At 65.3% G+C, this 21,779-nt stretch carries 31 protein-coding genes and 1 other RNA gene; 7 read left to right on the forward strand and 25 right to left on the reverse strand.

Going from position 1 to position 21,779, the window contains the following annotated elements:
• Positions 1-56 precede the first annotated feature (56 nt).
• The 23 genes from QO207_RS29345 to QO207_RS29455 all read right to left on the reverse strand — a co-directional run bounded on the left by QO207_RS29345 (position 57) and on the right by QO207_RS29455 (position 11,119).
• Positions 57-458: a hypothetical protein gene (locus tag QO207_RS29345; RefSeq protein WP_301535764.1), complete on the reverse strand. Its 402-nt coding sequence runs from the start codon at positions 456-458 to the stop codon at positions 57-59.
• Positions 455-871: a structural protein gene (locus QO207_RS29350; protein ID WP_301535765.1), complete on the reverse strand. Its 417-nt coding sequence runs from the start codon at positions 869-871 to the stop codon at positions 455-457. Before QO207_RS29350 ends, QO207_RS29345 begins: the two co-directional genes overlap by 4 nt.
• Before the next feature lie 2 nt (positions 872-873).
• Positions 874-1,293: a hypothetical protein gene (locus QO207_RS29355; RefSeq protein ID WP_301535766.1), complete on the reverse strand. Its 420-nt coding sequence runs from the start codon at positions 1,291-1,293 to the stop codon at positions 874-876.
• A complete protein-coding gene (locus QO207_RS29360) occupies positions 1,286-1,633 on the reverse strand; it encodes a hypothetical protein (RefSeq protein WP_301535767.1) in 348 nt (115 codons plus the stop codon). Before QO207_RS29360 ends, QO207_RS29355 begins: the two co-directional genes overlap by 8 nt.
• Positions 1,634-1,735: 102 nt before the next feature.
• The gene (locus QO207_RS29365; protein ID WP_301535768.1) at positions 1,736-2,185 is read right to left on the reverse strand and encodes a Mor transcription activator family protein; all 450 of its coding nucleotides are present in this window, start codon (positions 2,183-2,185) and stop codon (positions 1,736-1,738) included.
• On the reverse strand, positions 2,172-2,579 hold the full coding sequence (locus QO207_RS29370; RefSeq protein WP_301535769.1) for a gp16 family protein: 408 nt from the start codon (positions 2,577-2,579) through the stop codon (positions 2,172-2,174). Before QO207_RS29370 ends, QO207_RS29365 begins: the two co-directional genes overlap by 14 nt.
• Positions 2,576-2,776, reverse strand: a complete 201-nt coding sequence (locus QO207_RS29375) for a hypothetical protein (protein WP_301535770.1) — start codon at positions 2,774-2,776, stop codon at positions 2,576-2,578. Before QO207_RS29375 ends, QO207_RS29370 begins: the two co-directional genes overlap by 4 nt.
• Before the next feature lie 10 nt (positions 2,777-2,786).
• Entirely contained in the window at positions 2,787-3,458 is a 672-nt protein-coding gene (locus QO207_RS29380; protein WP_301535771.1) for a DUF2786 domain-containing protein, read from the reverse strand.
• A gap of 10 nt (positions 3,459-3,468) precedes the next feature.
• The gene (locus QO207_RS29385; protein ID WP_301535772.1) at positions 3,469-3,876 is read right to left on the reverse strand and encodes a hypothetical protein; all 408 of its coding nucleotides are present in this window, start codon (positions 3,874-3,876) and stop codon (positions 3,469-3,471) included.
• 6 nt (positions 3,877-3,882) lie between these two features.
• An RNA gene (locus QO207_RS29390) (hammerhead ribozyme type II) lies at positions 3,883-3,955 on the reverse strand.
• The gene (locus QO207_RS29395) at positions 3,954-4,160 is read right to left on the reverse strand and encodes a hypothetical protein (protein ID WP_301535773.1); all 207 of its coding nucleotides are present in this window, start codon (positions 4,158-4,160) and stop codon (positions 3,954-3,956) included. Before QO207_RS29395 ends, QO207_RS29390 begins: the two co-directional genes overlap by 2 nt.
• Before the next feature lie 9 nt (positions 4,161-4,169).
• A complete protein-coding gene (locus tag QO207_RS29400; protein ID WP_301535774.1) occupies positions 4,170-4,616 on the reverse strand; it encodes a hypothetical protein in 447 nt (148 codons plus the stop codon).
• The gene (locus tag QO207_RS29405) at positions 4,616-4,822 is read right to left on the reverse strand and encodes a hypothetical protein (protein WP_301535775.1); all 207 of its coding nucleotides are present in this window, start codon (positions 4,820-4,822) and stop codon (positions 4,616-4,618) included. The genes QO207_RS29400 and QO207_RS29405 overlap by 1 nt, the downstream gene beginning before the upstream one ends.
• Positions 4,813-5,058 (reverse strand): hypothetical protein, encoded by a 246-nt coding sequence (locus tag QO207_RS29410; protein ID WP_301535776.1) that lies wholly within the window; start codon positions 5,056-5,058, stop codon positions 4,813-4,815. Before QO207_RS29410 ends, QO207_RS29405 begins: the two co-directional genes overlap by 10 nt.
• 1 nt (position 5,059) lies before the next feature.
• Complete coding sequence (locus QO207_RS29415) at positions 5,060-5,677, reverse strand: DUF3164 family protein (RefSeq protein WP_301535777.1); 618 nt, start codon at positions 5,675-5,677, stop codon at positions 5,060-5,062.
• Positions 5,678-5,695: 18 nt separating this feature from the next.
• The gene (locus tag QO207_RS29420) at positions 5,696-6,031 is read right to left on the reverse strand and encodes a hypothetical protein (protein ID WP_301535778.1); all 336 of its coding nucleotides are present in this window, start codon (positions 6,029-6,031) and stop codon (positions 5,696-5,698) included.
• Positions 5,991-6,404: a hypothetical protein gene (locus QO207_RS29425; protein WP_301535779.1), complete on the reverse strand. Its 414-nt coding sequence runs from the start codon at positions 6,402-6,404 to the stop codon at positions 5,991-5,993. Before QO207_RS29425 ends, QO207_RS29420 begins: the two co-directional genes overlap by 41 nt.
• Complete coding sequence (locus QO207_RS29430) at positions 6,401-7,174, reverse strand: hypothetical protein (protein ID WP_301535780.1); 774 nt, start codon at positions 7,172-7,174, stop codon at positions 6,401-6,403. The genes QO207_RS29425 and QO207_RS29430 overlap by 4 nt, the downstream gene beginning before the upstream one ends.
• Positions 7,171-7,923, reverse strand: a complete 753-nt coding sequence (locus QO207_RS29435; protein WP_301535781.1) for an AAA family ATPase — start codon at positions 7,921-7,923, stop codon at positions 7,171-7,173. The genes QO207_RS29430 and QO207_RS29435 overlap by 4 nt, the downstream gene beginning before the upstream one ends.
• A 14-nt stretch (positions 7,924-7,937) precedes the next feature.
• Entirely contained in the window at positions 7,938-10,010 is a 2,073-nt protein-coding gene (locus QO207_RS29440) for a DNA-binding protein (protein WP_301535782.1), read from the reverse strand.
• Positions 10,003-10,317: a hypothetical protein gene (locus QO207_RS29445; RefSeq protein WP_301535783.1), complete on the reverse strand. Its 315-nt coding sequence runs from the start codon at positions 10,315-10,317 to the stop codon at positions 10,003-10,005. Before QO207_RS29445 ends, QO207_RS29440 begins: the two co-directional genes overlap by 8 nt.
• On the reverse strand, positions 10,317-10,760 hold the full coding sequence (locus tag QO207_RS29450) for a hypothetical protein (protein WP_301535784.1): 444 nt from the start codon (positions 10,758-10,760) through the stop codon (positions 10,317-10,319). Before QO207_RS29450 ends, QO207_RS29445 begins: the two co-directional genes overlap by 1 nt.
• Positions 10,761-10,762: 2 nt before the next feature.
• Positions 10,763-11,119, reverse strand: coding sequence for a helix-turn-helix domain-containing protein (locus QO207_RS29455; RefSeq protein WP_301535785.1), 357 nt, complete (start codon positions 11,117-11,119; stop codon positions 10,763-10,765).
• Between the two features lie 192 nt (positions 11,120-11,311).
• Here QO207_RS29455 and QO207_RS29460 point away from each other — a divergent pair, with 192 nt between their 5' ends.
• The 7 genes from QO207_RS29460 to QO207_RS29490 all read left to right on the forward strand — a co-directional run bounded on the left by QO207_RS29460 (position 11,312) and on the right by QO207_RS29490 (position 20,343).
• The gene (locus QO207_RS29460; protein ID WP_301535786.1) at positions 11,312-12,025 is read left to right on the forward strand and encodes a helix-turn-helix transcriptional regulator; all 714 of its coding nucleotides are present in this window, start codon (positions 11,312-11,314) and stop codon (positions 12,023-12,025) included.
• 626 nt (positions 12,026-12,651) lie between these two features.
• Complete coding sequence (locus tag QO207_RS29465; protein WP_301535787.1) at positions 12,652-13,221, forward strand: antibiotic biosynthesis monooxygenase; 570 nt, start codon at positions 12,652-12,654, stop codon at positions 13,219-13,221.
• Positions 13,222-13,304: 83 nt separating this feature from the next.
• Positions 13,305-14,123, forward strand: a complete 819-nt coding sequence (locus QO207_RS29470; protein ID WP_301535788.1) for an alpha/beta fold hydrolase — start codon at positions 13,305-13,307, stop codon at positions 14,121-14,123.
• Positions 14,124-14,134: 11 nt separating this feature from the next.
• Positions 14,135-15,988, forward strand: coding sequence for an amidohydrolase (locus QO207_RS29475; RefSeq protein ID WP_301535789.1), 1,854 nt, complete (start codon positions 14,135-14,137; stop codon positions 15,986-15,988).
• A gap of 330 nt (positions 15,989-16,318) precedes the next feature.
• Positions 16,319-18,511 carry a catalase/peroxidase HPI gene (katG, locus tag QO207_RS29480; protein ID WP_301535790.1) on the forward strand — a complete coding sequence of 731 codons (2,193 nt, stop codon included), beginning with the start codon at positions 16,319-16,321 and terminating at the stop codon, positions 18,509-18,511.
• A 265-nt stretch (positions 18,512-18,776) separates the two neighbouring features.
• Positions 18,777-19,865 (forward strand): glycerophosphodiester phosphodiesterase, encoded by a 1,089-nt coding sequence (locus tag QO207_RS29485; RefSeq protein ID WP_301535791.1) that lies wholly within the window; start codon positions 18,777-18,779, stop codon positions 19,863-19,865.
• A 76-nt stretch (positions 19,866-19,941) separates the two neighbouring features.
• Positions 19,942-20,343, forward strand: coding sequence for a DUF2501 domain-containing protein (locus QO207_RS29490; protein WP_301535792.1), 402 nt, complete (start codon positions 19,942-19,944; stop codon positions 20,341-20,343).
• Positions 20,344-20,449: 106 nt separating this feature from the next.
• Here the strand turns inward: QO207_RS29490 and QO207_RS29495 are convergent, their stop codons facing one another.
• Both QO207_RS29495 and aroQ read right to left on the reverse strand, forming a co-directional pair.
• A complete protein-coding gene (locus tag QO207_RS29495) occupies positions 20,450-21,298 on the reverse strand; it encodes a shikimate dehydrogenase (protein ID WP_301535793.1) in 849 nt (282 codons plus the stop codon).
• A gap of 5 nt (positions 21,299-21,303) precedes the next feature.
• Positions 21,304-21,744, reverse strand: a complete 441-nt coding sequence (gene aroQ, locus QO207_RS29500; RefSeq protein ID WP_301535794.1) for a type II 3-dehydroquinate dehydratase — start codon at positions 21,742-21,744, stop codon at positions 21,304-21,306.
• Between the last annotated feature and the right edge of the window lie 35 nt (positions 21,745-21,779).

Genomic DNA, 21,779 nt, shown 5'->3' on the forward strand with positions numbered 1-21,779 from the left:
GGCCGTATTGGTCGTAGAGCTGTTTCAGGGTGAGCAAGGCGGCATCGGCGCTGTCGTCAGCCGCCGCCACCGGGGTCGGGCACGGTTGAGCCAAGGCCGCTGGTAGTAGCTTTGGCAGCCCGCTGGCGGGCGGTTTCGAGCTGCTGCATGACGTCAGCAGGAAAGCGACAGGCAGCGCGGTCAGCAGCCGTTTCGGCCAGGGCATGGCGAAGCTCCCGTGAGGTTTGCTGGTCGCGGTCGTCCCGCTGGGCCAGGCGCTGAAAAATAGAGGTGCTGGTGTCCTGGACCTTCTTCAGCTGGGCGACCGAATCGTCCAGGACGTCGCGGTAGGCGTCGGTCTGCGCCTCGGCGCAGATGGCGCGGCCGTCAGCCAGGCCGACCTGGTGGCCCACCATCCAGGAGCCGAACGAGGTCAGCACCAGGAGCAGCACCAGGAGCAGGCCGAGGCGCCAGGTCACAGTACTTCCCGTACGGCGTTGCCGATCAGTTCGGCGCTGTAGGGCTGCTGGCCGTTTTCGTGGCGGATGATCGCGGTGACCAGGGCCGCCAGCGTCGGTTGATCCAGGTGAAGGCCAGCCTGCGGCGGGACGCCCAGCTCGCGGGCCACGGCGGCGGCATAGGCGCGGGTGTCGTTCTCATTGGACGGTGCCCAGCGCGCGATCAGGGATTCGACGGTGCGCAGACCATGGACCTTGCGGTAGTTCAGGAGCAGCTTCGCCAGGGCGCGAATGCCGTTTTGCGGGGTGTCGAAGCGGGAGAAGCGCGGCTCGACCTTCGGGTCGTGCGGGAGCTGCCCCTGCCAGTTGTTGCGAGCCGACCACACCACGTTGCCGGGGTTGTTGTTGCGGATGCCGCGAGGTTGCAGGGCCATGACTAGACCTCCAGTTTGCGTTTAACCCACTGGGCGAACACGCCCAGCCACGAATCACCGTCGCGCTCAAACAGGCGCAGCGCGGCGCCGATCAGCCACCAGGCCGGCAAGCCGGCAATGACCAGGAGCGGCGCGGAAACGAACAGCAGGCCCACGGCTGGGTCCAGCTGGTAGAGGCTGGCGACCACCCGCGCGGAGTCGAAAAGCTCGGGGCGGTTGGTGTGCAGATAGACGACCAGGAGCGGGCCAAACACGCTGCTGGCGACGATGGTGCAGAACAGGCGGGCAAAGCCTTCCTTCATGGTCTTGGGCCACAGGACCAGGAAGCCCAGGGCGGCGGCCAAGGCCCCCGCGCCAATGTGGATACCGAAGAGTTTGAGCAGCGCGGCGCTGCCGGCCGAGGTGGACGCGGGATCAGGCATTGGTGGCTTCCGTTGCGAGCGATGCCCGAATTGCGGATAGGTGGCCATTGCCAACCTCCGGTGCGGACTTGGTGAAATTGGAAATGCGGTAGGAGGTGTCGGTGACGCGGGGAGCAGGGATAGGGCCGTGCCGCATAGACTGGGTACGGCGGTCCATCATCTCGCGGTAGGCTTTGACCTTGGCGAAGGCATCCTCCACATGGGCGCGAACCAGCGGCCGCCACTCTTCCGGGCAGGCTTGCAGCAGTTCATTGCGGCGCTCGCGGGTGCCTTCCGCGAGGATTGCGGCGGCATAGTCGCGGGGGCTGCGCGGAGGATGTGGATGGCTGGATGTGCTCATGCCGCCATCGTGGCGACACGCGCGAGGCGGAATTAGCGGAAGGGGTTCAACGGCTGAGACAGGACTGGCGAGAAGACGCCGGCCGGGGCGTTGCGCCCCGGCTTAGTGGAACAGGGTGGACTGCTGCGGCGAAGGCTCGCTCGGCCGGTTCACAACCTCCCAAATCCAGCGGGATGACAGCGAGTACTCGCGCGCCAGATCGTTGAGCAGGCTACGGACGGTTTGCCCATCCCGCAAGCCCCGCTCGAAACGCTCGGTGATTTCCAGATCACGCCACCGCACCAGGGCCTTGTGGCAGCGGGCGACGTAGATTTCCTCGCCCTTGTAGTGGGCGTGGAGCTGCTCTTCAATCTCGCTCCCCACCAGCTCAGCCAGTGCTGCACGGCGCGCCTCGCCCCTGCGCGCCCGGCCCTCGGCGACACGCCAGAGCGTCCCGCCGAGCTGCTCGACCACCACCAGGGTGGATGGCAGGCCGATACGGCCCGCCATGTCCCTGACGTTGTCCGGCAGCATATCCTGGACCTGGCGCAGATCGATGTCAGTGCTGCTCATGCCGGCTCCTGTCGATGATCAGTGCTTGCATCAGGCGATACAGCTGGTCGTCGTCCAGCCACTCCACACGCTCGACCTTGAACATGCGCTTGGCCATGGCGTCGGCGTAGCTCCAGGGGCGCGAGGCACTGGCCAGCAGCGCCTCGACCTTCTTCAGCACGATCTGGCGGTTTTGGGGCACTTTTGGCGTGGCACGCCCCTGCTGTTTGCTCTCGGGTTTCCAGCCCAAGCGCTGGAACTCGGCCAGCACCTGGGCGACCTGGCGCGGCCCCAGCTCTTTGGCCGAGCGCACACCTGCGACACGCCCCAGCAGCGCGCGATACGCATCGTCGTCCATGCCCAGCTGAGCCTTGGCGATGTGGATTTTGGCGAGGTTCACGTTGCGCAGGCTCATTGGACCCTCCGGCGACGTTCCTGGTGATACTCGTTCACGCAGCAGCGACACCAGCTGTCGAGCTTGCCTTCAGCGCGCGGGCTGAAGAACTCACCGTCAGCCGGCCAGTATTCGTCACAGCGCGGGCAGAGCTTCTCCTGGCCCCAAGGTTCCAGGACCAGGCGGGGTTTGCGGTCGGCCATCAGCGGCGAGGTCATTGCGCCGCCCTCACTGCAGGGCCAGCGGAGCAGCACCGCCGACACCGTGGTTGAGCTGGACGCCATCAGCCGCAGCGATGCCCTTGGCTACGTCGCCCAGGTCGCGGTTGCTGAGCGGGCCTTTCTTGCTGCGGTCGGTGCATTGCCCGGTGGTCAGGTCGGGGTGGTGCTTCACCATGTACGCCTCGGCCGCCTGCGACGGCTGCGCATTCCCGGCGAACTGGTTGACCTGTTTACGCACCGACCACACCCAGGCGTCACAGAACAGGTCGCCGCGCTTGGTTTTGGTGGCGGCCTTGCAGCGCTTCAGCTCGGTGGCGATGTAGTCGCGGCGGGCCTTGCGCACCTGGCGCAGCAGGATGGCCATGGTGTAGCTGGCCACCTCGGCCATCTCGCCCACAAAGCGCCATTGGCCGATGCCCGCCGCAAAGAAGAGCTTGCAGGAATACGCCTTCGCCACGGTGCCGCCAAGGTTCGCTTCCCACTGCGCCGGCTTCAGCTTGGAGCCGCTGCCGGTGCCGTGTTCGGTGACGTCGGCCAGCGCTACGTCACCCTCACCAATGCCGTGTTTCTCCATCATCGCCCGCGCCTGGCGCATGGCGTTCGCCGCTTCGTGCGGATTGCTGCTCTGCGCGAGGCGCAGCAGTTTCTTGATCTTGTCCAATGCCTTGTCATTATCCATGTCGTCCCCCTTACTCGATGCGCTGGATGCTGCTGTTGTTGGCGATGAGGTGCTTTTTCAGGCTCTTGAAGTTGGTCCAATCGGAGTGGAACCAGACATGTCGCTTGGCGGCCAGCTCGGCCGCCTGGCGCTTACCAAAGATTTTCCGATGCGCGTCAATCTCCTTCGTGCTGAAAAAAGCCTTGCTCGACTTGCGCAAGAACCTCCTGGCCACTTCGTGCTTGGGCTCGCCGTTCTCATCGGCTAGGCACCATTCGCCTCTGGAGTAACCGTCTACATACACGTAGGTCACCCACTTACGGCTCAGGGGCTGGGCGTGCTGCACCAGCGACACCGTGAATTGATCGCACTGCAGCTTCATTGAGCCGTAGGGCTGGCCCATCAGCTCCTGCAGGTCGTCCCAGTCTTTCTGTTCCATGTGTTTCCTCGGCTGCTCGTCAGTACCCAGCCACCACGCTGGGCAGACCGCCCCGGCGAGGCCGGGAGCGGTTTCGCTCAGTGACGGGTTTCGCTGAATTGCTTGCGGTGCGGTGGAATGCTGGCCAGGCGAAGCTCGAAATTCGCCAGGTCATGGAGCTGCTCGCCCAGGCGCTGGGCCGGGCTCTGCCGGATCAGGTCGCGCATGTGCGTCGGGCGGTCGTTGCGGATGTCCATGGAGACACCGCCGAGGACGTCTTCCAGGATGATGGTTACCTTGGCCATGAAGCCCCCTTAGCGTTGACGGTGGAATTTGATGTTGAAGTCCCGCATCAGCTGGCGGGCGTGCTTCGCGCTGATGCCCACGGCCTTGGCGGCCTGCTCCGGAGTGGCGTCAAGCGCTGCCTGGACTATCAGGCGAGCCGCCAGCGTGCGGGCATCGAGCAGCGCGGCCGGAACCTTGCGCTCGGGCTTCGCCTGGGCAGTCAGTTCGCGCACCTGGGGCTTGGGCTGCTCCGGCACCAGGGGCGCGGTCGGTGCGAACAGGTGCGCGTAGACCGGGCTCCGGCTGGGGTTCAGGACAAAGGTGTACTTGTCGCGCATCTGGTGGCCGATCTGCTGAATCTCGCCGCCCTTGGCGAGAAACTCGGCGGTCAGCTGCTCCAGGCGCTGCCGCTCGGCTTCGTGGTACGGCGAGCGAAGCGGCAGCGGATCGGCCTGCGTGTCGTGATAGCGCTCCATCACAGGCCCTCCGGGGTGATCCGCCAGACGCTATGGAGCTTGCCGGCTGGCGGGCACTCCAGGCGCTCGATACGGCATTGGAGGTAGGGCAGCACCTTCTCGGCCAGGCGCTGGACCGGGGCGGCCGGGTCATGGGTGCAGGACGCCCGCTGACCGCGCACGGTGCTGGTGACGTAGCCCGCGATTCCGTCCCACTTCACCGACACGTCAATCGCCTTGATCGGGTGGACAGCGACCACGGCGTGACGGCACTCCCAGGGCGACCATTGCGCTCAGCCTTCACCAGGCCGTCACGCTTGAGGGTGTCCAGGTTCAGCACCTTGGTGCCGGCCCAAACGTCGGTCTGAAACGGCCAGCTCCGGGTGACGACGCCGTCCTGGTCGAGCTTCCAGACCAGGGAGTCCTGCCCGCCGTCGTGGAATACAACGAGGGTTCCGGCCATCTCACACCCCCGCCAGATCAAGGCTGATCTGTTCGTACTGGTCGCTGTCGCCGACTCGCTCATAGACGCGGATGTAGGACTTGGAGCCGGCCGTCTGGCAGGCTTCGCCGATGGCCTTCATGGCGCGCTGCCAGCGCTCGTCCTGGATGTCCAGGCGACGCAGGGACAGCACGCGGGCGGTACGGATTTCGCCGTTGGTATCGGTGCGGAAGGCATCGCTGACCAGGGTCACCACTTCAGGGCGTGCGCCCTTGGTCCAGTCGCTCAGGCATTCGTCGATCAGCAGGCGCGCCGCCTGGATGCGTTCATCGAACTGGATGGTTTCCTGGATGGCTTTTTTGATCATGTAGCGACCGTCAAAGCTCAGCAGGGAGACGTTGCCCTTTTTGCCGCCGCGCTTGACGCCGTACTGCTCCACGGACAGGTCCACAAAGGCGTCGACGTCGCCGAAGGCCGAAGCCTTGAAGCGGGCCAGCTGTTCCTGGACGGCCTTGGCCTTGCCCACCAACTCCATCACCAGCTGGTCGCGGGCGAGGTCTACGGGCTTTATCAGGACTTCCGCGACCAGACGTTTCTGAGCGTCTACGCGATAGCCTTCGGGGATGGTTACTTGGTTCATGTGATTGGCTCCTACGGATCAGAAGAAAGTGAGGTCAGCGGGTGCGCTGGGGCTTTTGGGGCTGCGGTAGTCGAGGTAGCTGATGGGTTCGGACCAGGTCACCTCTACGCCCTGGAACCGCGCCACATAGCGGGTACTGCCGGCCGTGCCGTGGCGCTGGTAGCCGACCAGGAGTTGCAGCGACTCCAGGCGGCGACCGTCTTCGGGGCTGAGCGTCAGCCGGTTGTTGCTCGGGTCGATGCAGTGCAGTCGGATGCCCATGCGCTGCAGGGTTCGCGTGGCGTCGTTGAAGGTGTGCAGGCTCACGGCCAGCTCAGGCGTCAAGAACTTCAAGCGCGATGCGGTTTGCTTCATGGCCTTGTTCCTCGCGGTTTGCGGTGGCGGTGTGGGGGTTGCGCGGGCAGGCGCGGCACGCCTTCCAGCAGCGCATGGCAACGGGGTTGTTCAGCGGCGCGGGCCGCTGCAGGTAGTCACTGCACTGGGTGGAGGTCACCAGCTCGCCCTGGGCCGGGCACTCGATGCGGCTGAGCGCGTCCAGGACGCGGCGCTCGACACGAATGGTCGAGGGCGACGGGTAGCGGTTGGCCAGGATGGTGCTGACGGTGGAGCGGCTCATGCCGATGGCTTGGCCGGCCTTGGTCTGGCTGCTGCGAGCGACTTCTGCCGCGAGCAGTTGCACGAATGCGGGCGGGTGCTCGCCCCAGGCGGACAGGTCGACCTGATTCATGCGCGCACCTCCTGGGGCAGAGGCTGAAGAAAGGCGCGCGTGGCCACGGCAAGCGAGCACTGGGCGTCGATGGCGCTGCTGGACAGCTGTACCCAGTCCTCCAGCATTTCCTCGGCAAGCTTGAGACGGGCTTCCAGTCGCTCGACCTCGATGCGCGCCCAGGTCAGTTCCTGGCACTCCGGCTGCGCCTGTTCCTCGCCCGACACCCACACCACTTTGTCCAGGTTGGGGTCGTACACCTGGCGATTCTCGGTGCGCTGCACCATGGGCGGACGCGGCCCGGTGTAGCGCTTGGGCGTGAGGATGTAGTAGCGGCCGTCGCGCTCCAGGTATCCGGCGTTCTTCAGGTCGCGGAAGTAGCGCAGCACGCTGGACGCCAGCACCTTGGTGCCGGTGGCGGCGACCTGGGCGGCGATCTGTTCGGGGGTAGCGCGGCCGAGGATGCGCAGCGTGCGCCACATGGCCTCGGCGACGTAGCCCTTGCGGGTGGGSTTKCCCTTGGCGTCYAGGGCGGGGGCYTCCACGCCGTTGTCGCGGGAMAGGCGATACACCACCTCTTCATCCTTGGCGAAGGCGCGCACGGGCTCGATGTGGCCAGCCTTGCGCAGGCCGGCCAGGTAGGTGACGACAGCGCCGTCGTCCTGGTCGGATTTCCGGGCGATCTGGTATGCGGTGAACTCTTCGCGGTGGGCGCGGATCGCTTCCCACATGTGCTGGCGAGGGAGCCTGCCGCCGACCATGGACAGGTGAGCCTGACGGGGACGACTCATTTCGAAGTCCTCGGGCTCGGGGCCGCTCCGGTGTACAGCTCGACGCCAAGGCGCTTGAGGTCGCCCTGATCCAGTTTGACCAGGCCATGGACGGCGGCGGCCTCTGCCAGCTGCTCCAAGTTCACCGCGACGCGGCGCACCGAGCCCACCGACTTGGTCACCAGGTGCGACAGCAGGTCGTCGGCGATCTGGACGCCTGGGCTGTAGACCGGCACCAGGTTGCGGGCATCAGCCAGGGTCACCGGCTGGGCAGGAATCCAGCTCAGCACCCGCCCGTGGAAGCGTTCGAACTTCTTCAGCTTGGTCGGCAGCATTTCCTCGCCGATCAGCATGATCGCGGCCTGGCTGGACTCGTACAGGTCACGGATCAGCTCGACGCTGCCCGAGGCGACCAGGTGGTCCATCTCGTCGATGATCAGCGGGCGGCCGCTGCCGGCCAGTTCCTCGGCGATCTGGTCGGCCATCTCCGGGATGGTGCCGCTTGGCTTGATGCCCATCTCCCCCAGGATGGCCTTGAGGGTGTGCTTGCGGGTCCAGACGCTTTTGGCCTGCACGTAGTAGGCGCGGCGGCGRTTGGCTACCCAGGCAGCGGAGACGCTCTTGCCAAAGCCGCTGGGGCCGAAGAAACACACCATGCCCGGCAGGGTTGCGGTGCGGGACAGCGCTTTCTCCAGGGCGATGTCACAGAGCGCGATGTTGGCGATTTCGGCCATGCCGGTGGGGGTGGGGATGCTTTGCTGGATGGTCATGACTAACGCTCCTTTCATGCTTGCCGCTGTTGCGCGGCGAACTCTTTTGATTTGGGGTAAACGGCGAACCACTGGGCGAACTCGGGTTCGATGGGCAGGCCGGCGTTCTGGCGCTCGGCCAGTTCGCACCAGCGGCGATAGCGCAGGCCGGGGGCGGTCGGCAGGTGCAGCACCTGGGCCGACGTTTCCGGGGCTGGGGTGGCGATGGCGGCCGGCTCTTCGATCCGTTCCGCCTGCACGTCGAAGGTCGCGGCGCTGCGGACCTTCAGTTGCTCGGGGGTGATCGTGCCGAGGCCGGGGATGGTCAACGGGGTGTCCATCTCCAGGGCGTAACCGCCCTGACGCTCGGCGCGGATTTCGTCAAGGTGAGCCAGGGCGCGCTTCTCCCGTGCGTCTGAGCGCTTCTCGCGGGCGCGCTCGACGTAGGAAGCCGGCATGTAGTCGCGGCTGTTGCCGCCCAGCTCGGCGGTGCAGAGGAAACGGCCTTCGCCGTCGTACACCCACACCTTGCTGGCGTCGTGGATGTCGTAACCGACCGCCAGTTGCTCGCCGTGGAACTCTTCCAGCTCGCGGGCGAAGTAGCGGTTGCCGATGAACTCCAGTTCGCAGCGGCGGACGGTGCGCAGCACCTGGGGCCGGAACAGCGGGCGGGCTTCGTCGTCGGTGACGCGCATCGCGCTGAAGCCTTCAGCCTCATGGGCCTCCCATGCTTCGTTGGGGGTCATGTGGCGGCGGCGGCCGGTGTTCGGGTCGGTGATGCGCGGCAGGCTGCTATGCGGGCGGGCGTTGTAGGCGGCGATCTGCTCTTCACAGAACGCGACAAAAGATTCCCAAGGCATCAGCGGCATGGCGCCACCCTTGGTGATCGCCTTGCGGCTGAGCTTGAAGGTCGCTAGCTTGGCCTGGCGGTCCATGTCCTTGCCGACGTAGCCCGGCAGTTCCTTCGCGGCCCGAACAAACAGGCTCTGGTGGACGCGCTCGATGACGCCCTTCGCCTGGGAGTTGTAGGGCAGGCTGTGCTTCATATCGATGCCCAGGCGCCCCATCAGGCCGACCGCCTCGGACTTCATCATGTGGTTGACGTAGCCGGAGCCGTTGTCCACGTAGAAGATGGCGGGGATGCCGGTTTTGGTGCAGGCGTCGCGCAGTGCGTCGACCACCACCAGGGCGGACTCGGCCAGACCGCTGGACCAGCCCGGAATACGGCGGGTACGGATGTCGATGATGGCGGTGATTTCCGGCCGGAACGGACGGCCATGAAGCGGGTGCTGGACCTCGGCGTCGAAGGTGTGGCCGTCGCACGAATAGACGTCAGTCGGCAGCAGCTTGCTGAAGTCGCGGCGGATGAACGGGCGCAGGGCCTTGATTTCGTGTTCACCCATGCGGCCGACTTCGCGGCTGACGTTGCCGACCTTGCGCAGGAACGCATACACCTGGTCCAGGCTGGGCATCTCGCCTTGCCAGTGCTTTTCGAGCAAGGCGTGGGCAGCGCGGGCGCTGCGCTTCTCCGGCCCCTGATAGGCGCCCATGAAGGCCGGCGCCCAGTCCGGCACGCTCATGTCCTTCTGGCGAATCTTCGGGACCAGCTCGCCCTTTTCGCCCTGTTCCAGGAAGCGCTCCAAACTGCGAACGCTCGGCAGGCCGTCGTTGCTCGGACGGCCGCGCGGATCGCGGGCCATCTTCAGCATCGCCAACAGCTGGGGCTCCAGCTTCTCAAGGCGCGCCATGTCCAGCATCAGGGTTATGGCCTTCTTCTGGCTGTAGCCAGTGCGGCCCATCATCAGGTCAACGGCGTGCAGGACGCCCTGGCGAGCGTCGGCCACCAGTTGCTGGCGGTTGGTTTCGACCAGGGACAGCTGGACCTCGGCCCGGACGGCCTTGGTGGCCACCGCGCCCAGGGCACTGTTCAGCAGAGCGGCGCGGGTTTCCGGGGGCAGGCTGGCAACGTGATATTCACGAGGGTTACCACGACCAGCGCAGATGCGGAACTTCCAACCTTCACGCTTGGCGCGAATGTTGATGCCTTGAACCGTTCCAGGAAGTTCGGGCAGTCCTGTCAGCGATTGCGCAGAGAACCATTCACTCATGGTCGTCTCCGACTGTTTCCAGCTGCTCGGCAGGCTTGGCCATGATGGCGTCGAGAGCGCCACTCATGAGGTGGTGCAGCTTCGAACCAGCGGCGATTTGATTGAGGCTGTTTTCGTCGAGGTACTCGACGGCCTCATGCAGAGCGATCAGAGCGTTGCCCAGTTCAAGGGCGGCGCTCTGCACCCACTCAAGGGCGGTACGGCCGGTTCCGTTGAAGTCGGAAGCGGTGTCTTCCTTCGCCGAGTTGAGGAACTCGGTGGCGTTCCGCAGGTTGTCCAACAGCGCCTTCAGGTTGGCGTTTTTCATCATGAATCCCCCAGCAGTCGCTTGAGCTCGCGCGCCTTCCGGCCAGCTTCCTCGCGGGCACGCTCCAGGCGGCCCAGTTCGGCCAGCAGTGCATCGCGGCCATAGGCAACACGGCCACCGCGCACATTCACCAACCAGTCAGTCAGCAAATGAGTGCCGCACACGTCTTCCAGCAGGGCGACGCGGTAGAGGGGCAGGTTGTGATCGGCTCGGGCGGGGCTCGACCAGGCGTCGAGCATGAATTTGCTCACGTCGTCGCCAGACAGGCGCGACATACGCGACGCGACTTCGTGTCGGTCGAGGTCGAGAGACTTTGCGGAGTTCAGGATGTCGCTGACCAACTCGCTGACCTGGACGCTGAAATTGCACTCGCCAGGCAGCACGCGAAGTGGCTGCGGAACTTCGAAAATGTCTAGTGTTCGGTCGTCTTTGCGGCGGGCCATGTCTATGCTCCCGCCGTAGCTTTACGCTGCGAATGGACAGCGTATCTGTTACCTTCAATAGAGCAGGACGCGCCCCGCGCATACGTCTGGAGAGTCTCCGAACGATTGGGGCGCTGCCGTTTCGGGGTTTCGTCATCGATCCAGCGTTCGGGCCAGAGCGCTAACGGGCTCAGGTCCAAAGCGGTGGCGATGGCGCGTTCCACCCGAGGGTACGGGGTCAGCTTGGCGTTTTTGACCGCCTGGTTGGATACATCGAGGGAGCGGGCCAGCTTTGCCAGGGATTCCCCCCTGACGCGCAGCTGGTACTTGATCCACTCCCAGCGGTTGTTTGGATCGCTGGGGATTTCGGTTTTGTTCATGCCTACGTTTCCATTTTGGCCGCCATGCAGGGCGGCTTTTTTGGGGTGTCTAACGTGACCTAGGGCATAAACATAAAACCAGGGAGCTTGAAAATCAACACCACAGAGCTTGTTTCAAGGACGAAAAATGACACCAAAGAGCTTTGCTGGCCGGAATATCTAGCTAAATCAGCTGTTTAGGGCGCATTTGAAATGAGAAAAAATGGCGAGGACGCACTTTCAGAGTCGGCGGGCGACCTTGAAAACGGAAAATTTAGCGAACGCCTGCACCTGGCTATCGGTGATCAGTCGGTGCTTGCCTTCGCCAAAAGGTGCGGAATCAGCGACAGCCTGGTCCGTAAGTACCTAGGCGGCTCGCTCCCTGGTATGGACAACCTGGTTACGCTCGCCACTGCCGCCGGGGTGTCTATCGAGTGGCTCGCTACCGGTGAAGGGGAGATGCGCCGCTCTTCCGGGCGCTCGCCTCGCCCACGCGACGAAGCCGATGAGGAATACGCCCACGTCCCCCTCTACGACGCCCGTATTAGCGCGGGGCATGGAGTGTGGAGCCAAGGCGCTGAGGTGCTTACACACCTTGCATTCACTCGCTACAGCCTGCAGAAGAAGGGTTTGGACTTATCGGCCCTTTCGGCCGTGCGTATACGCGGCGACTCCATGGAGCCCCTGCTGACAGATGGGGATGCAGTGGTGGTCGATCACCGCTTCCAGAAGGTTCACGATGAGGCAATCTATGTGATCCGCCTGGATGACCACCTCTTTGCCAAGCGACTACAGCGGCAGTTTGATGGCTCCATTGCGATTATCAGCGAGAACAAGGCCTACAACGACATGGTCGTGCCAAAGGACCAGCTGGAGAACCTGGAAGTCATCGGGCGTGTGATCTGGCTCGGTCGCTGGATGGCTTAGCGCTCATTCCTGCGACAATAAACGATCAAGACTGATCAATCTCTGTCTACTTTTGATCGCTTTTAGCCAAACTCATGTCTAACGCTTATCCGGCTGAATCTCTTGCCCCGCAAGGGGTTTGGCTGGTCTGCCTTTCTTTTGGCCCACGTCAAAACAGTCACCTCCCCACAACGGGCCATCCCTGGCCCGACAGCGCTCTCGCGACATCCATGTCGCTCAACCCCTGAAACTCCGCTTCAACGAGGCCTCCTGAACGGGGCGTTCCGGAGCGTGCGGACATTTCTCTGGAAGTCTTCAGAGCCAAAGCGGTACGCACGCTCTTGTAGGAGCGGAGCTTCTCCGCGATTCGCCGACAGGCGATGGTGGGCGGACTCTCCCTGCAACTCCCGCGTCCGCCGCGGTGGATTTCGCGGACAAGGTCCGCTCCTACGGGCGGGGCTCCGCAGGCTCTTCGTAGGAGCGAGCTTGCTCGCGAACCGCACTGCACGGACCGTAGGGCGGATAACGCGTCAGCGTTATCCGCCGCAGGGCAACCGGCGCATAACCCGATCCAGCACATGCGTCCAATATGCCGGCCGTAGTCGCCGCCATAGTGACCGGACCTCAATCATGAGCCCGGGACACCCATGAGCGCCGAAACCATCGATCTGAACAGCGTGGTGACGCTGGTGGTCCACCACAAGGTGCGTTGCGAAGCATTGCCCAGCTACGAGGCCTGGCTGCGCCGCACGGTGTCGGCCGCACGCCGGCAGCCGGGGCATCTGGGCGTGAATGTGATCCGCCCGGACGGCGAGGGCGCGATGTACACCACCGTGGTGCGCTTCGCCGCTGCCGCGCAATTACAGGCCTGGATCGATTCCCCCGAGCGCGCCGGGCTGGTCGCCGAAGTCCTGCCGTTGCTGGAGGAGGGCGACCACCCGCTGATCCACAACGATGCCGAATTCTGGTTCACCCCCGAGCACGGCAACATTCGCCAGCCGCCGAAATGGAAGCAGGCGCTGCTCACCTACCTGGTGATAAGCCCGCTGACCATGGTCATCCCGCCGCTCTGGGGGCCCGCGTTCGAGCGCTTCCCGATGCTCGCCGGGGTGGTACCGAGCAACCTGCTGGTGACCCTGTGCATCGTCCTGCCGGTGGTCTACCTGATCATGCCCTGGGTGACCCGGCGCTGTGCCGGCTGGCTCAACGCCGGTTGATCCTTTCCCTTGACGTCCCCTCCCGCGGCGCCCGCGTGGCGCCCGTACCCACATCGTCCTGCATGGCAGGCAGAGGAGTTTCCATGAGCACTTTCGTAACCCGCGATGGCACCGAGATCTATTACAAGGACTGGGGCAGCGGCAAACCCGTGCTGTTCAGCCACGGCTGGCCGCTGGATGGCGACATGTGGGAATACCAGATGCAGTACCTGAGCAGCCGCGGTTACCGCACCATCGCTTTCGACCGTCGCGGTTTCGGTCGCTCCAGCCAGCCGTGGAATGGCTACGATTACGACACCTTCGCCGATGACATCGCCAGCCTGATCGAGCACCTGGACCTGCGCGAAGTTACCCTGGTCGGCTTCTCCATGGGCGGTGGCGATGTCAGCCGCTACATCGGCCGCCACGGCACCTCCCGCGTTGCCGGCCTGGTGCTGCTGGGCGCCGTCACGCCGATCTTCGGCAAGGCCGCCGACTTCCCGCAGGGCGTGGACACCGCCGTGTTCGACGGCATCAAGGCCGGCCTGCTGCAGGACCGCGCGCAGTTCATCGCCGATTTCGCCGCGCCGTTCTACGGCACCAACCATGGCCAGAAGGTCTCCGACGGTGTACTCACCCAGACCCTCAACATCGCCCTGCTGGCATCGCTGAAGGGCACCGTGGACTGCGTCAGCGCGTTTTCGGAAACCGACTTCCGCGCCGACCTGGCCAAGGTCGACGTGCCGACCCTGGTGATCCACGGCGACGACGACCAGATCGTGCCGTTCGAAACCACCGGCAAGCTGGCCGCCGAGCAGATTGCTGGCGCCGAACTGAAGGTCTACGCCGGCGCGCCCCACGGCTTCGCCGTCACTCATACGCAGCAACTCAACGAAGACCTGCTGGCCTTCCTGCAACGCTGAGGTACCCGAGCATGAGCAACACAGAGCGCAACGCAGACCTGATCCTGTTCAACGGCAAGCTGCACACCGTCGACCCGGAGCGCCCCCATGCCACCGCCGTGGCCATTGCCGACGGCAAGTTCCTGGTCGTCGGCACCGACGCCCAGGCGATGGCCTACCGCGACGCCTCGACCCAGCTGGTCGACCTCAATCGCCGCACCGTCATCCCCGGCCTCAACGACTCGCACCTGCACCTGATCCGTGGCGGTTTGAACTACAACCTCGAATTGCGCTGGGAGGGCGTGCCATCGCTCTCCGACGCACTGGAGATGCTGCGGCTGCAGGCCCAGCGCACGCCGTCGCCGCAGTGGGTGCGGGTGGTCGGTGGCTGGAACGAATTCCAGTTTGCCGAGCGCCGCCTGCCGACCATCGAGGAGTTGAACAAGGCGGCGCCGGACACTCCGGTGTTCGTCCTGCACCTGTACGACCGCGCGCTGCTCAACCGCGCCGCGCTGCGCGTCGTCGGCTACACCAAAGACACGCCGAACCCGCCCGGCGGCGAGATCGTCCGCGACAGCAATGGCGAACCCACCGGCATGCTGATCGCCCGGCCCAACGCGATGATCCTCTACGCCACCCTGGCGAAAGGGCCGAAGCTGCCGCTGGAGTACCAGGTCAACTCGACCCGCCAGTTCATGCGCGAGCTGAACCGCCTCGGCCTGACCAGCGTGATCGACGCCGGCGGCGGTTTCCAGAACTACCCTGACGACTACCAGGTGATCCAGCAATTGGCCGACGCCGACCAGTTGACCGTGCGTATCGCCTACAACCTGTTCACCCAGAAACCCAAGGAAGAGCTGGCGGATTTCAAGCACTGGACCTCCAGCGTGACCTACGGCCAGGGCACCGACTTCCTGCGCCACAACGGCGCGGGCGAGATGCTGGTGTTCTCGGCCGCCGACTTCGAGGATTTCCTCGAACCGCGCCCGGACCTGCCCGGCACCATGGAAGCCGAGCTGGAGCCGGTGGTGCGCCACCTGGTCGAGCAGCGCTGGCCATTCCGCCTGCACGCGACCTATGACGAGTCCATCTCGCGCATGCTCGACGTGTTCGAGAAGGTCAACCGGGACATCCCGTTCAACGGCCTGCCGTGGTTCTTCGACCACGCCGAGACCATCACCCCGAAGAACATCGAGCGTGTCCGCGCCCTGGGCGGCGGCATCGCCATCCAGGACCGCATGGCGTTCCAGGGTGAGTACTTCGTCGATCGCTACGGCAAGCAGGCCGCCGAGGCCACGCCGCCGATCAAGCGCATGCTGGCCGAAGGCGTTCCGGTGGGCGCCGGCACCGACGCCACTCGCGTGTCCAGCTACAACCCGTGGACTTCGCTGTACTGGATGGTCAGCGGCAAGACTGTCGGCGGCCTGAGCCTCTACCCGGAGGGGCTGTCCCGCGAGGTGGCGATCCAGCTGTTCACCCACGGCAGCGCGTGGTTCTCCAGCGAGCAGGGCAAGAAGGGCATGCTCAAGGCCGGCCAGCTGGCGGACCTGGCGGTGCTCTCGGAGGACTTCTTCAGCGTCGAGGAAGACGCGATCAAGACCATCGAGTCGGTGCTCACACTGGTCGGCGGCAAGATCGTCCACGGCGACCGCGAGTTCGACAAGCTGGCCCCGCCGAGCATCCCGGTGGTGCCGGAGTGGTCGCCGGTGGCCATGGTTCCCGGCCACTGGCGCCCGCAGGCGCCGCTGCAGCAGGCCGTGCACCAGTGCATCGGCGCCTGTGGCGTGCACGGGCACAGCCACGAGCGAGCGCGGACCAAGGATGTGCCGGTGAGTGACTTCGCCGGGTTCTGGGGCGCCTTCGGCTGCTCCTGCTTCGCGTTCTGATGGTGTAAAGCTCCGGTCCGCCAGGGCCGGATGCCGATCGCGGACGGAGTCCGCTCCTACGTACCGGGTGGCACCGGGGTCAATCCCGCGCGTAGGAGCGGACTCTGTCCGCGATCGATTTCACATCCGCAGCGGGCTGATCGGTTCGCGAGCCAGCTCGCCCCCACACTATTCCTCCCAAACCCGCGATGCAGGCTGTCTTCCCATCGATAGCCTTTTACCGCTTGAGCCGATCGATAACTGCAATAGCAGACCGTTGCGTTTGATCTATCTTCTGATGGGTTGTGCGATCACAAGGCGCCAGCGATAGGCGCCGACAAGGAGCCTGCAATGAGTGAAGAAAACAAAGGTAGCTGCCCCTTCCACCAGACCGCTGGTGGTGGCACGTCGAACCGTGACTGGTGGCCGAACCAGCTGAGGCTGGACCTGCTGCACCAGCATTCTTCCAAGTCCAACCCCATGGGTGAGGACTTCAACTACGCCGAGGCCTTCAAGACCCTCGACCTGGAAGCGGTCAAGGCCGACCTGCGCGCCGTGATGACCAATTCCCAGGACTGGTGGCCAGCCGACTTCGGCCACTACGGTCCGCTGTTCATCCGCATGGCCTGGCACGCCGCCGGCACCTACCGCATCGGCGATGGCCGTGGCGGCGCCGGTCGTGGCCAGCAGCGCTTCGCCCCGCTCAACAGCTGGCCGGACAACGTCAGCCTGGACAAGGCGCGCCGGCTGATCTGGCCGATCAAGCAGAAGTACGGCGCCAAGCTGTCCTGGGCCGACCTGATCGTCCTCACCGGCAACGTCGCCCTGGAATCCATGGGCTTCAAGACCTTCGGCTTCGCCGGCGGCCGCGAGGACGTCTGGGAACCGGACATGGACGTGTACTGGGGCGAGGAGACCACCTGGCTGGGCGGCGACAAGCGCTACACCGGCGAGCGTGACCTGGAGAACCCCCTGGCCGCCGTGCAGATGGGCCTGATCTACGTGAACCCGGAAGGCCCCAACGGCAACCCCGACCCGGTGGCTGCCGCCCGTGACATCCGCGAGACCTTCGCCCGCATGGCCATGGACGACGAGGAAACCGTCGCCCTGATCGCCGGTGGCCACACCTTCGGCAAGACCCACGGCGCCGGCCCGGCGGACAACGTCGGTGCCGACCCGGAAGCCGGCGGCCTGGAGAACCAGGGGCTGGGCTGGGTCAGCAGCTTCGGCACGGGCTCCGGTGGCGATGCCATCACCAGCGGCCTGGAAGTCACCTGGACGTCCACGCCAACGCGCTGGAGCAACAACTTCTTCTGGAACCTGTTCGGCTACGAATGGGAGCTGACCAAGAGCCCGGCCGGCGCCCACCAGTGGCAGCCAAAGAACGGTGCCGGCGCCGGCAGCATTCCCGATGCCCACGACAAATCCAAGCGCCGTGCGCCGTCGATGCTCACCACCGATATCGCACTGCGCGTCGACCCGGCCTACGAGAAGATTGCCCGGCGCTTCTATGAAGACCCGGACGCCTTCGCTGACGCCTTCGCCCGCGCCTGGTTCAAGCTGACCCACCGCGACATGGGCCCGCTGGCCCGCTACCTGGGGCCGGAAGTACCGAAAGAGGAGCTGATCTGGCAGGACCCGATCCCGGCCGTCGACCATCCGCTGGTGGACGAGCAGGACATCGCCGCGCTCAAGGCCAAGGTGTTGGCATCGGGCCTGTCGGTTTCCGAGCTGGTCTCTACCGCCTGGGCCTCGGCCTCGACCTTCCGTGGCTCGGACAAGCGCGGCGGTGCCAACGGTGCGCGCATCCGCCTGGCGCCGCAGAAGGACTGGCCGGTGAACCAGCCGGAACAGCTGGCCAAGGTGCTCGGCGTACTGGGGGAGATCCAGTCCGAGTTCAACGCCTCCGCTGCCGGCGGCAAGAAGATCTCCCTGGCCGACCTGATCGTCCTGGCCGGCGATGCCGGTGTGGAAGAGGCGGCGCGCAAGGGCGGTCACCGGGTCAGCGTGCCGTTCGCACCGGGCCGCATGGATGCCAGCCAGGAGCAGACCGACGTGCACTCGGTGGGGATGCTGGAGCCGGTGGCCGATGGCTTCCGTAACTACCAGAAGTCGAAGTTCTCCGTGCCGGCCGAGGCGCTGCTGATCGACAAGGCGCAACTGCTGACCCTGAGCGGGCCGGAAGTCACCGCGCTGATCGGCGGCCTGCGCGTGCTCGGTGCCAACACTGGCGGTTCGCAGAGCGGCGTGCTCACCGAGCGCCCCGGCACCCTGAGCAACGACTTCTTCGTCAACCTGCTGGACATGGGCACCGTGTGGAAGCCAACCTCGGCGGACAACACCGAGTTCGAAGGCCGCGACCGCAAGACCGGCGAAGCCAAGTGGACCGGCAGCCGCATCGACCTGCTGCTGGGTTCCAACTCGCAGCTGCGGGCGCTGTCGGAGGTCTACGGCTGTTCGGACGGCGAAGGCAGGTTCGTGCGTGACTTCGTCAAGGCCTGGACCAAGGTGATGAACCTCGACCGCTTCGACCTGCCGCGCTAACGGCAACCCTGTAGGAGCGAGCCCGCTGACAAGCGATTGTCAGCGGGTTTTTTCTTGCCGGGGCATCCAGACGGAATTGCGCGGGGCGGGCAGGGTCCTATTCTCCAGGGTTCCGTTCTTGAAGGAGCTGTTCTCGAAGGTTCCGCTTTCGAAAGACCTACGCTCCTGTGCTGTTGCCGCTTTAGTTCGCGCCTGGATGCACGAGCGTCATGCTCACGCGCCAGACTGGTCCGCTTAGCCGTTATCGACCGAAGGGGTTTCGCCTATGCGCCGTTGCATCATCGCTGTACTGGGCAGTTTCACCCTGGCCTGCGCCAGCCTTGCCGCCATCGCCGAGGAGTCGCCCGGCCGCGCGCTGAGCGCAGCGGCAGGCGTGCCCTGGCCGACGGTCATCGCCCACCGCGGCGCTTCCCACGATGCCCCCGAGGAAACTGCGCCAGCCTACCTGGCTGCTCGCGACCTGGGTGCCGACTACCTGGAAGCGGACCTGCAACGCACCAGCGACGGCGTGCTGGTGGCGTTGCACGACGACACCCTGGAGCGCACCACCGACGTGGCGAAGGTCTTCCCGGGCCGTGAGAAGGACCCGATCAGCAAGTTCACCCTGGCCGAACTCAAGCGCCTGGATGCCGGCAGCTGGTTCAACAAGGCCTATCCGGAGCTGGCGCGCGGCAAGTATGCCGGGCTGCGCATCCTCACCCTCGACGAGATGATCGATATCGCCGAGGGCGGTGGCGAGACACCTGGGCTGTACCTGGAGACCAAGGCGCCAGGGCAGTTCCCCGGCATCGAGGAGGACCTGCGCAAGGTCCTGGAAAACCGTGGCTGGTTGAACGCCGAGGGGGAGCCGCAGGGCAAGATCGTCCTGCAGACCTTCGAGAAGAGCAGCCTGGAGTTGCTGCAGAAGAGCATGCCGAAGGTGCCGAAGATCCTCCTGTTGTGGACCGGCGACGGCTACATGGCAGCGAAGAGCCCGACCACCTTCGCCCAGTCCGGCGAGAGGCTCAAAGCGGACTTCTACGCCCGCCAGCAGGTCAAGTCGAAGGAGGAGTTCTTCGCCTGGCTGGACTGGGCCAAGGCCCACGGCGCGCTGGGTACCGGCCCGTCTGCGACCCTGACCGCCCGTGGCGACCAGAGCTACATGGACCTGGTGCAACCCTGGATGAACCAGGCGGCCCACGAGCGCGGCCTGTTCGTTCACGCCTATACCGTGGATGACGCGGTGGACTTCGACAAGCTCAGCAAGGCCGGCGTCGACGGCTTCTTCACCAACCGCACCGACCAGTTGCTGAACTTCCTCGGCCGCCCGCCGAGCCGCAGCGTGGATGAGGTGCTGAAGTCGGTGGGCTACTGAGTTGCCCGAGCGGGTGGACGTCTACACTCGCAAGGTCATCCGTATTTCGTCCGTCGTCAGCAATCGGGAGAACGCCATGAATGCTCGCAAACTGATCCCCACCGTCCTTGCCGCCGCGCTGCTGCCTTGGTCGCTGGCCCAGGCCGCGTCGCTCGGCGATGTGGCCGGCCAGCTCGGCGGCCTCGGCAACATGTCCTCGGTGTCCTCCAGCAGCAGCGGCAACGTTGCCGGGCTGCTGGAATTCTGCGCCAAGAACAACTACCTCAACGCCGATTCGGCCACCAAGGTGAAGGATTCGCTGCTGGGCAAGTTGCCGGGCAATACCACCACCAGTGACAGCGGCTACAAGGATGGCACCAAGGGCATCCTCACCGGCAGCGACGGCAAGAGCCTCGACCTGTCCGGCAGCGGCCTGAAGGAGAAGGTCACCAAGCAGGTCTGCGACAAGGTCCTCAGCCAGGGCAAGTCGCTGCTCTAATGCCTCACGGGTTAGCCGGCCACCCCATCGTAGCCGGCCAACCCCTGAGTAGGATGGCGTGGAGCGCAGCGATACCCATCGCTCGGCAGCGCTCCACGTCACCTACTTACATCCTGCCGAAATGCGCCAGCATCCGCTCCGCGTCCGCTTCCACGCCACTGAACAATTCGAACGCCTTCACCGCCTGGAACACCGCCATGTTGCCACCATCCAGCGTGCGGCAGCCGAGGCTGCGGGCGTGCCGGAGCAGTTCGGTTTCCAGCGGGAAATAGATGATCTCCGCCACCCACAGGCCCGAATGCAGCAGCTCCAGCGGCAGCGGTGCGCCGGGCAGCTTGGCCATGCCCACCGGCGTGGTGTTGACCAGCCCATCCGCCTCGGTGGCTGCGCCGGCCAGGTCGTGACCGACCCGCGCGCGCTGGCCGCCGAAATGCGCGTTGAGGTTGTCCACCAGCGCCTGGGCGCGGGCCGAATCCACTTCGAAAACCGTCAGTTGTTGCACGCCTTCGCTGAGCAGCGCATGGGCCACCGCAGCCCCCGCGCCGCCGGCACCCAGTTGCACCACGCGCTCGCGTGGCGCATCGCTGAGGTTGCGCCGGAAGCCTTCGGCAAAGCCCAGGCAGTCGGTGTTGTGGCCGATGCGCCGGCCATCTCGCAGCACCACGGTATTCACTGCGCCGATGCCGCGGGCCTCGTCGGACAGTTCGTGCAGCAGCCCAATCACCGCCTGCTTGCACGGAAAGGTGATGTTCAGCCCGGTGTAGCCCATGCGCTCGGCGGCGGCGAGCAGGTCGGGCAGGGCGCCGGCATCGACGCCCAGGACGTCGAGGTCGATCAGCCGATAGAGATAGCGCAGCCCCTGTGCGTCGCCTTCGCGCTCATGCAGGGCCGGGGTGCGCGAAGCCTGGATGCCGGCGCCGATCAGGCCAGCCAGCACGGTGCGGTACTCGTTCATGGCGCTCATCCCTGCAGCAACTTGGCGAAGTGCCGGATGCCGGCGCGGTAGCCGTCGCTGCCCAGCCCGGCAATCACCCCCACGGCGATGCCTGAGACGAAGGAGTGATGACGGAACTCCTCGCGCCGGTGCACGTTGGACAGGTGCACTTCGATCACCGGCAGCTCCACGGCCGCCAGCGCATCGCGGATGGCCACCGAGGTGTGGGTCCAGGCCGCCGGGTTGATCAGGATGCCGGCGCAGCGGCCGCACGCCTGGTGGATCCAGTCGATCAGCTGGCCTTCGTGGTTGGTCTGGCGGAATTCGATTTCCAGGCCGATCTCGGCGCCGGTGCGCTGGCAGAGGGCAGCGATGTCGTCGAGGGTTTCGTGGCCGTAGGTGGCAGGCTCACGGGTGCCGAGCAGGTTGAGGTTCGGCCCGTTGAGCACGAGCAGGGTGTGGGGCATGAAGGGTGGCTCCGTTGTTTTTGTATGGCCGCAGT

The organism is Pseudomonas sp. CAN1, assembly GCF_030462585.1.
Taxonomy (GTDB): domain Bacteria; phylum Pseudomonadota; class Gammaproteobacteria; order Pseudomonadales; family Pseudomonadaceae; genus Pseudomonas.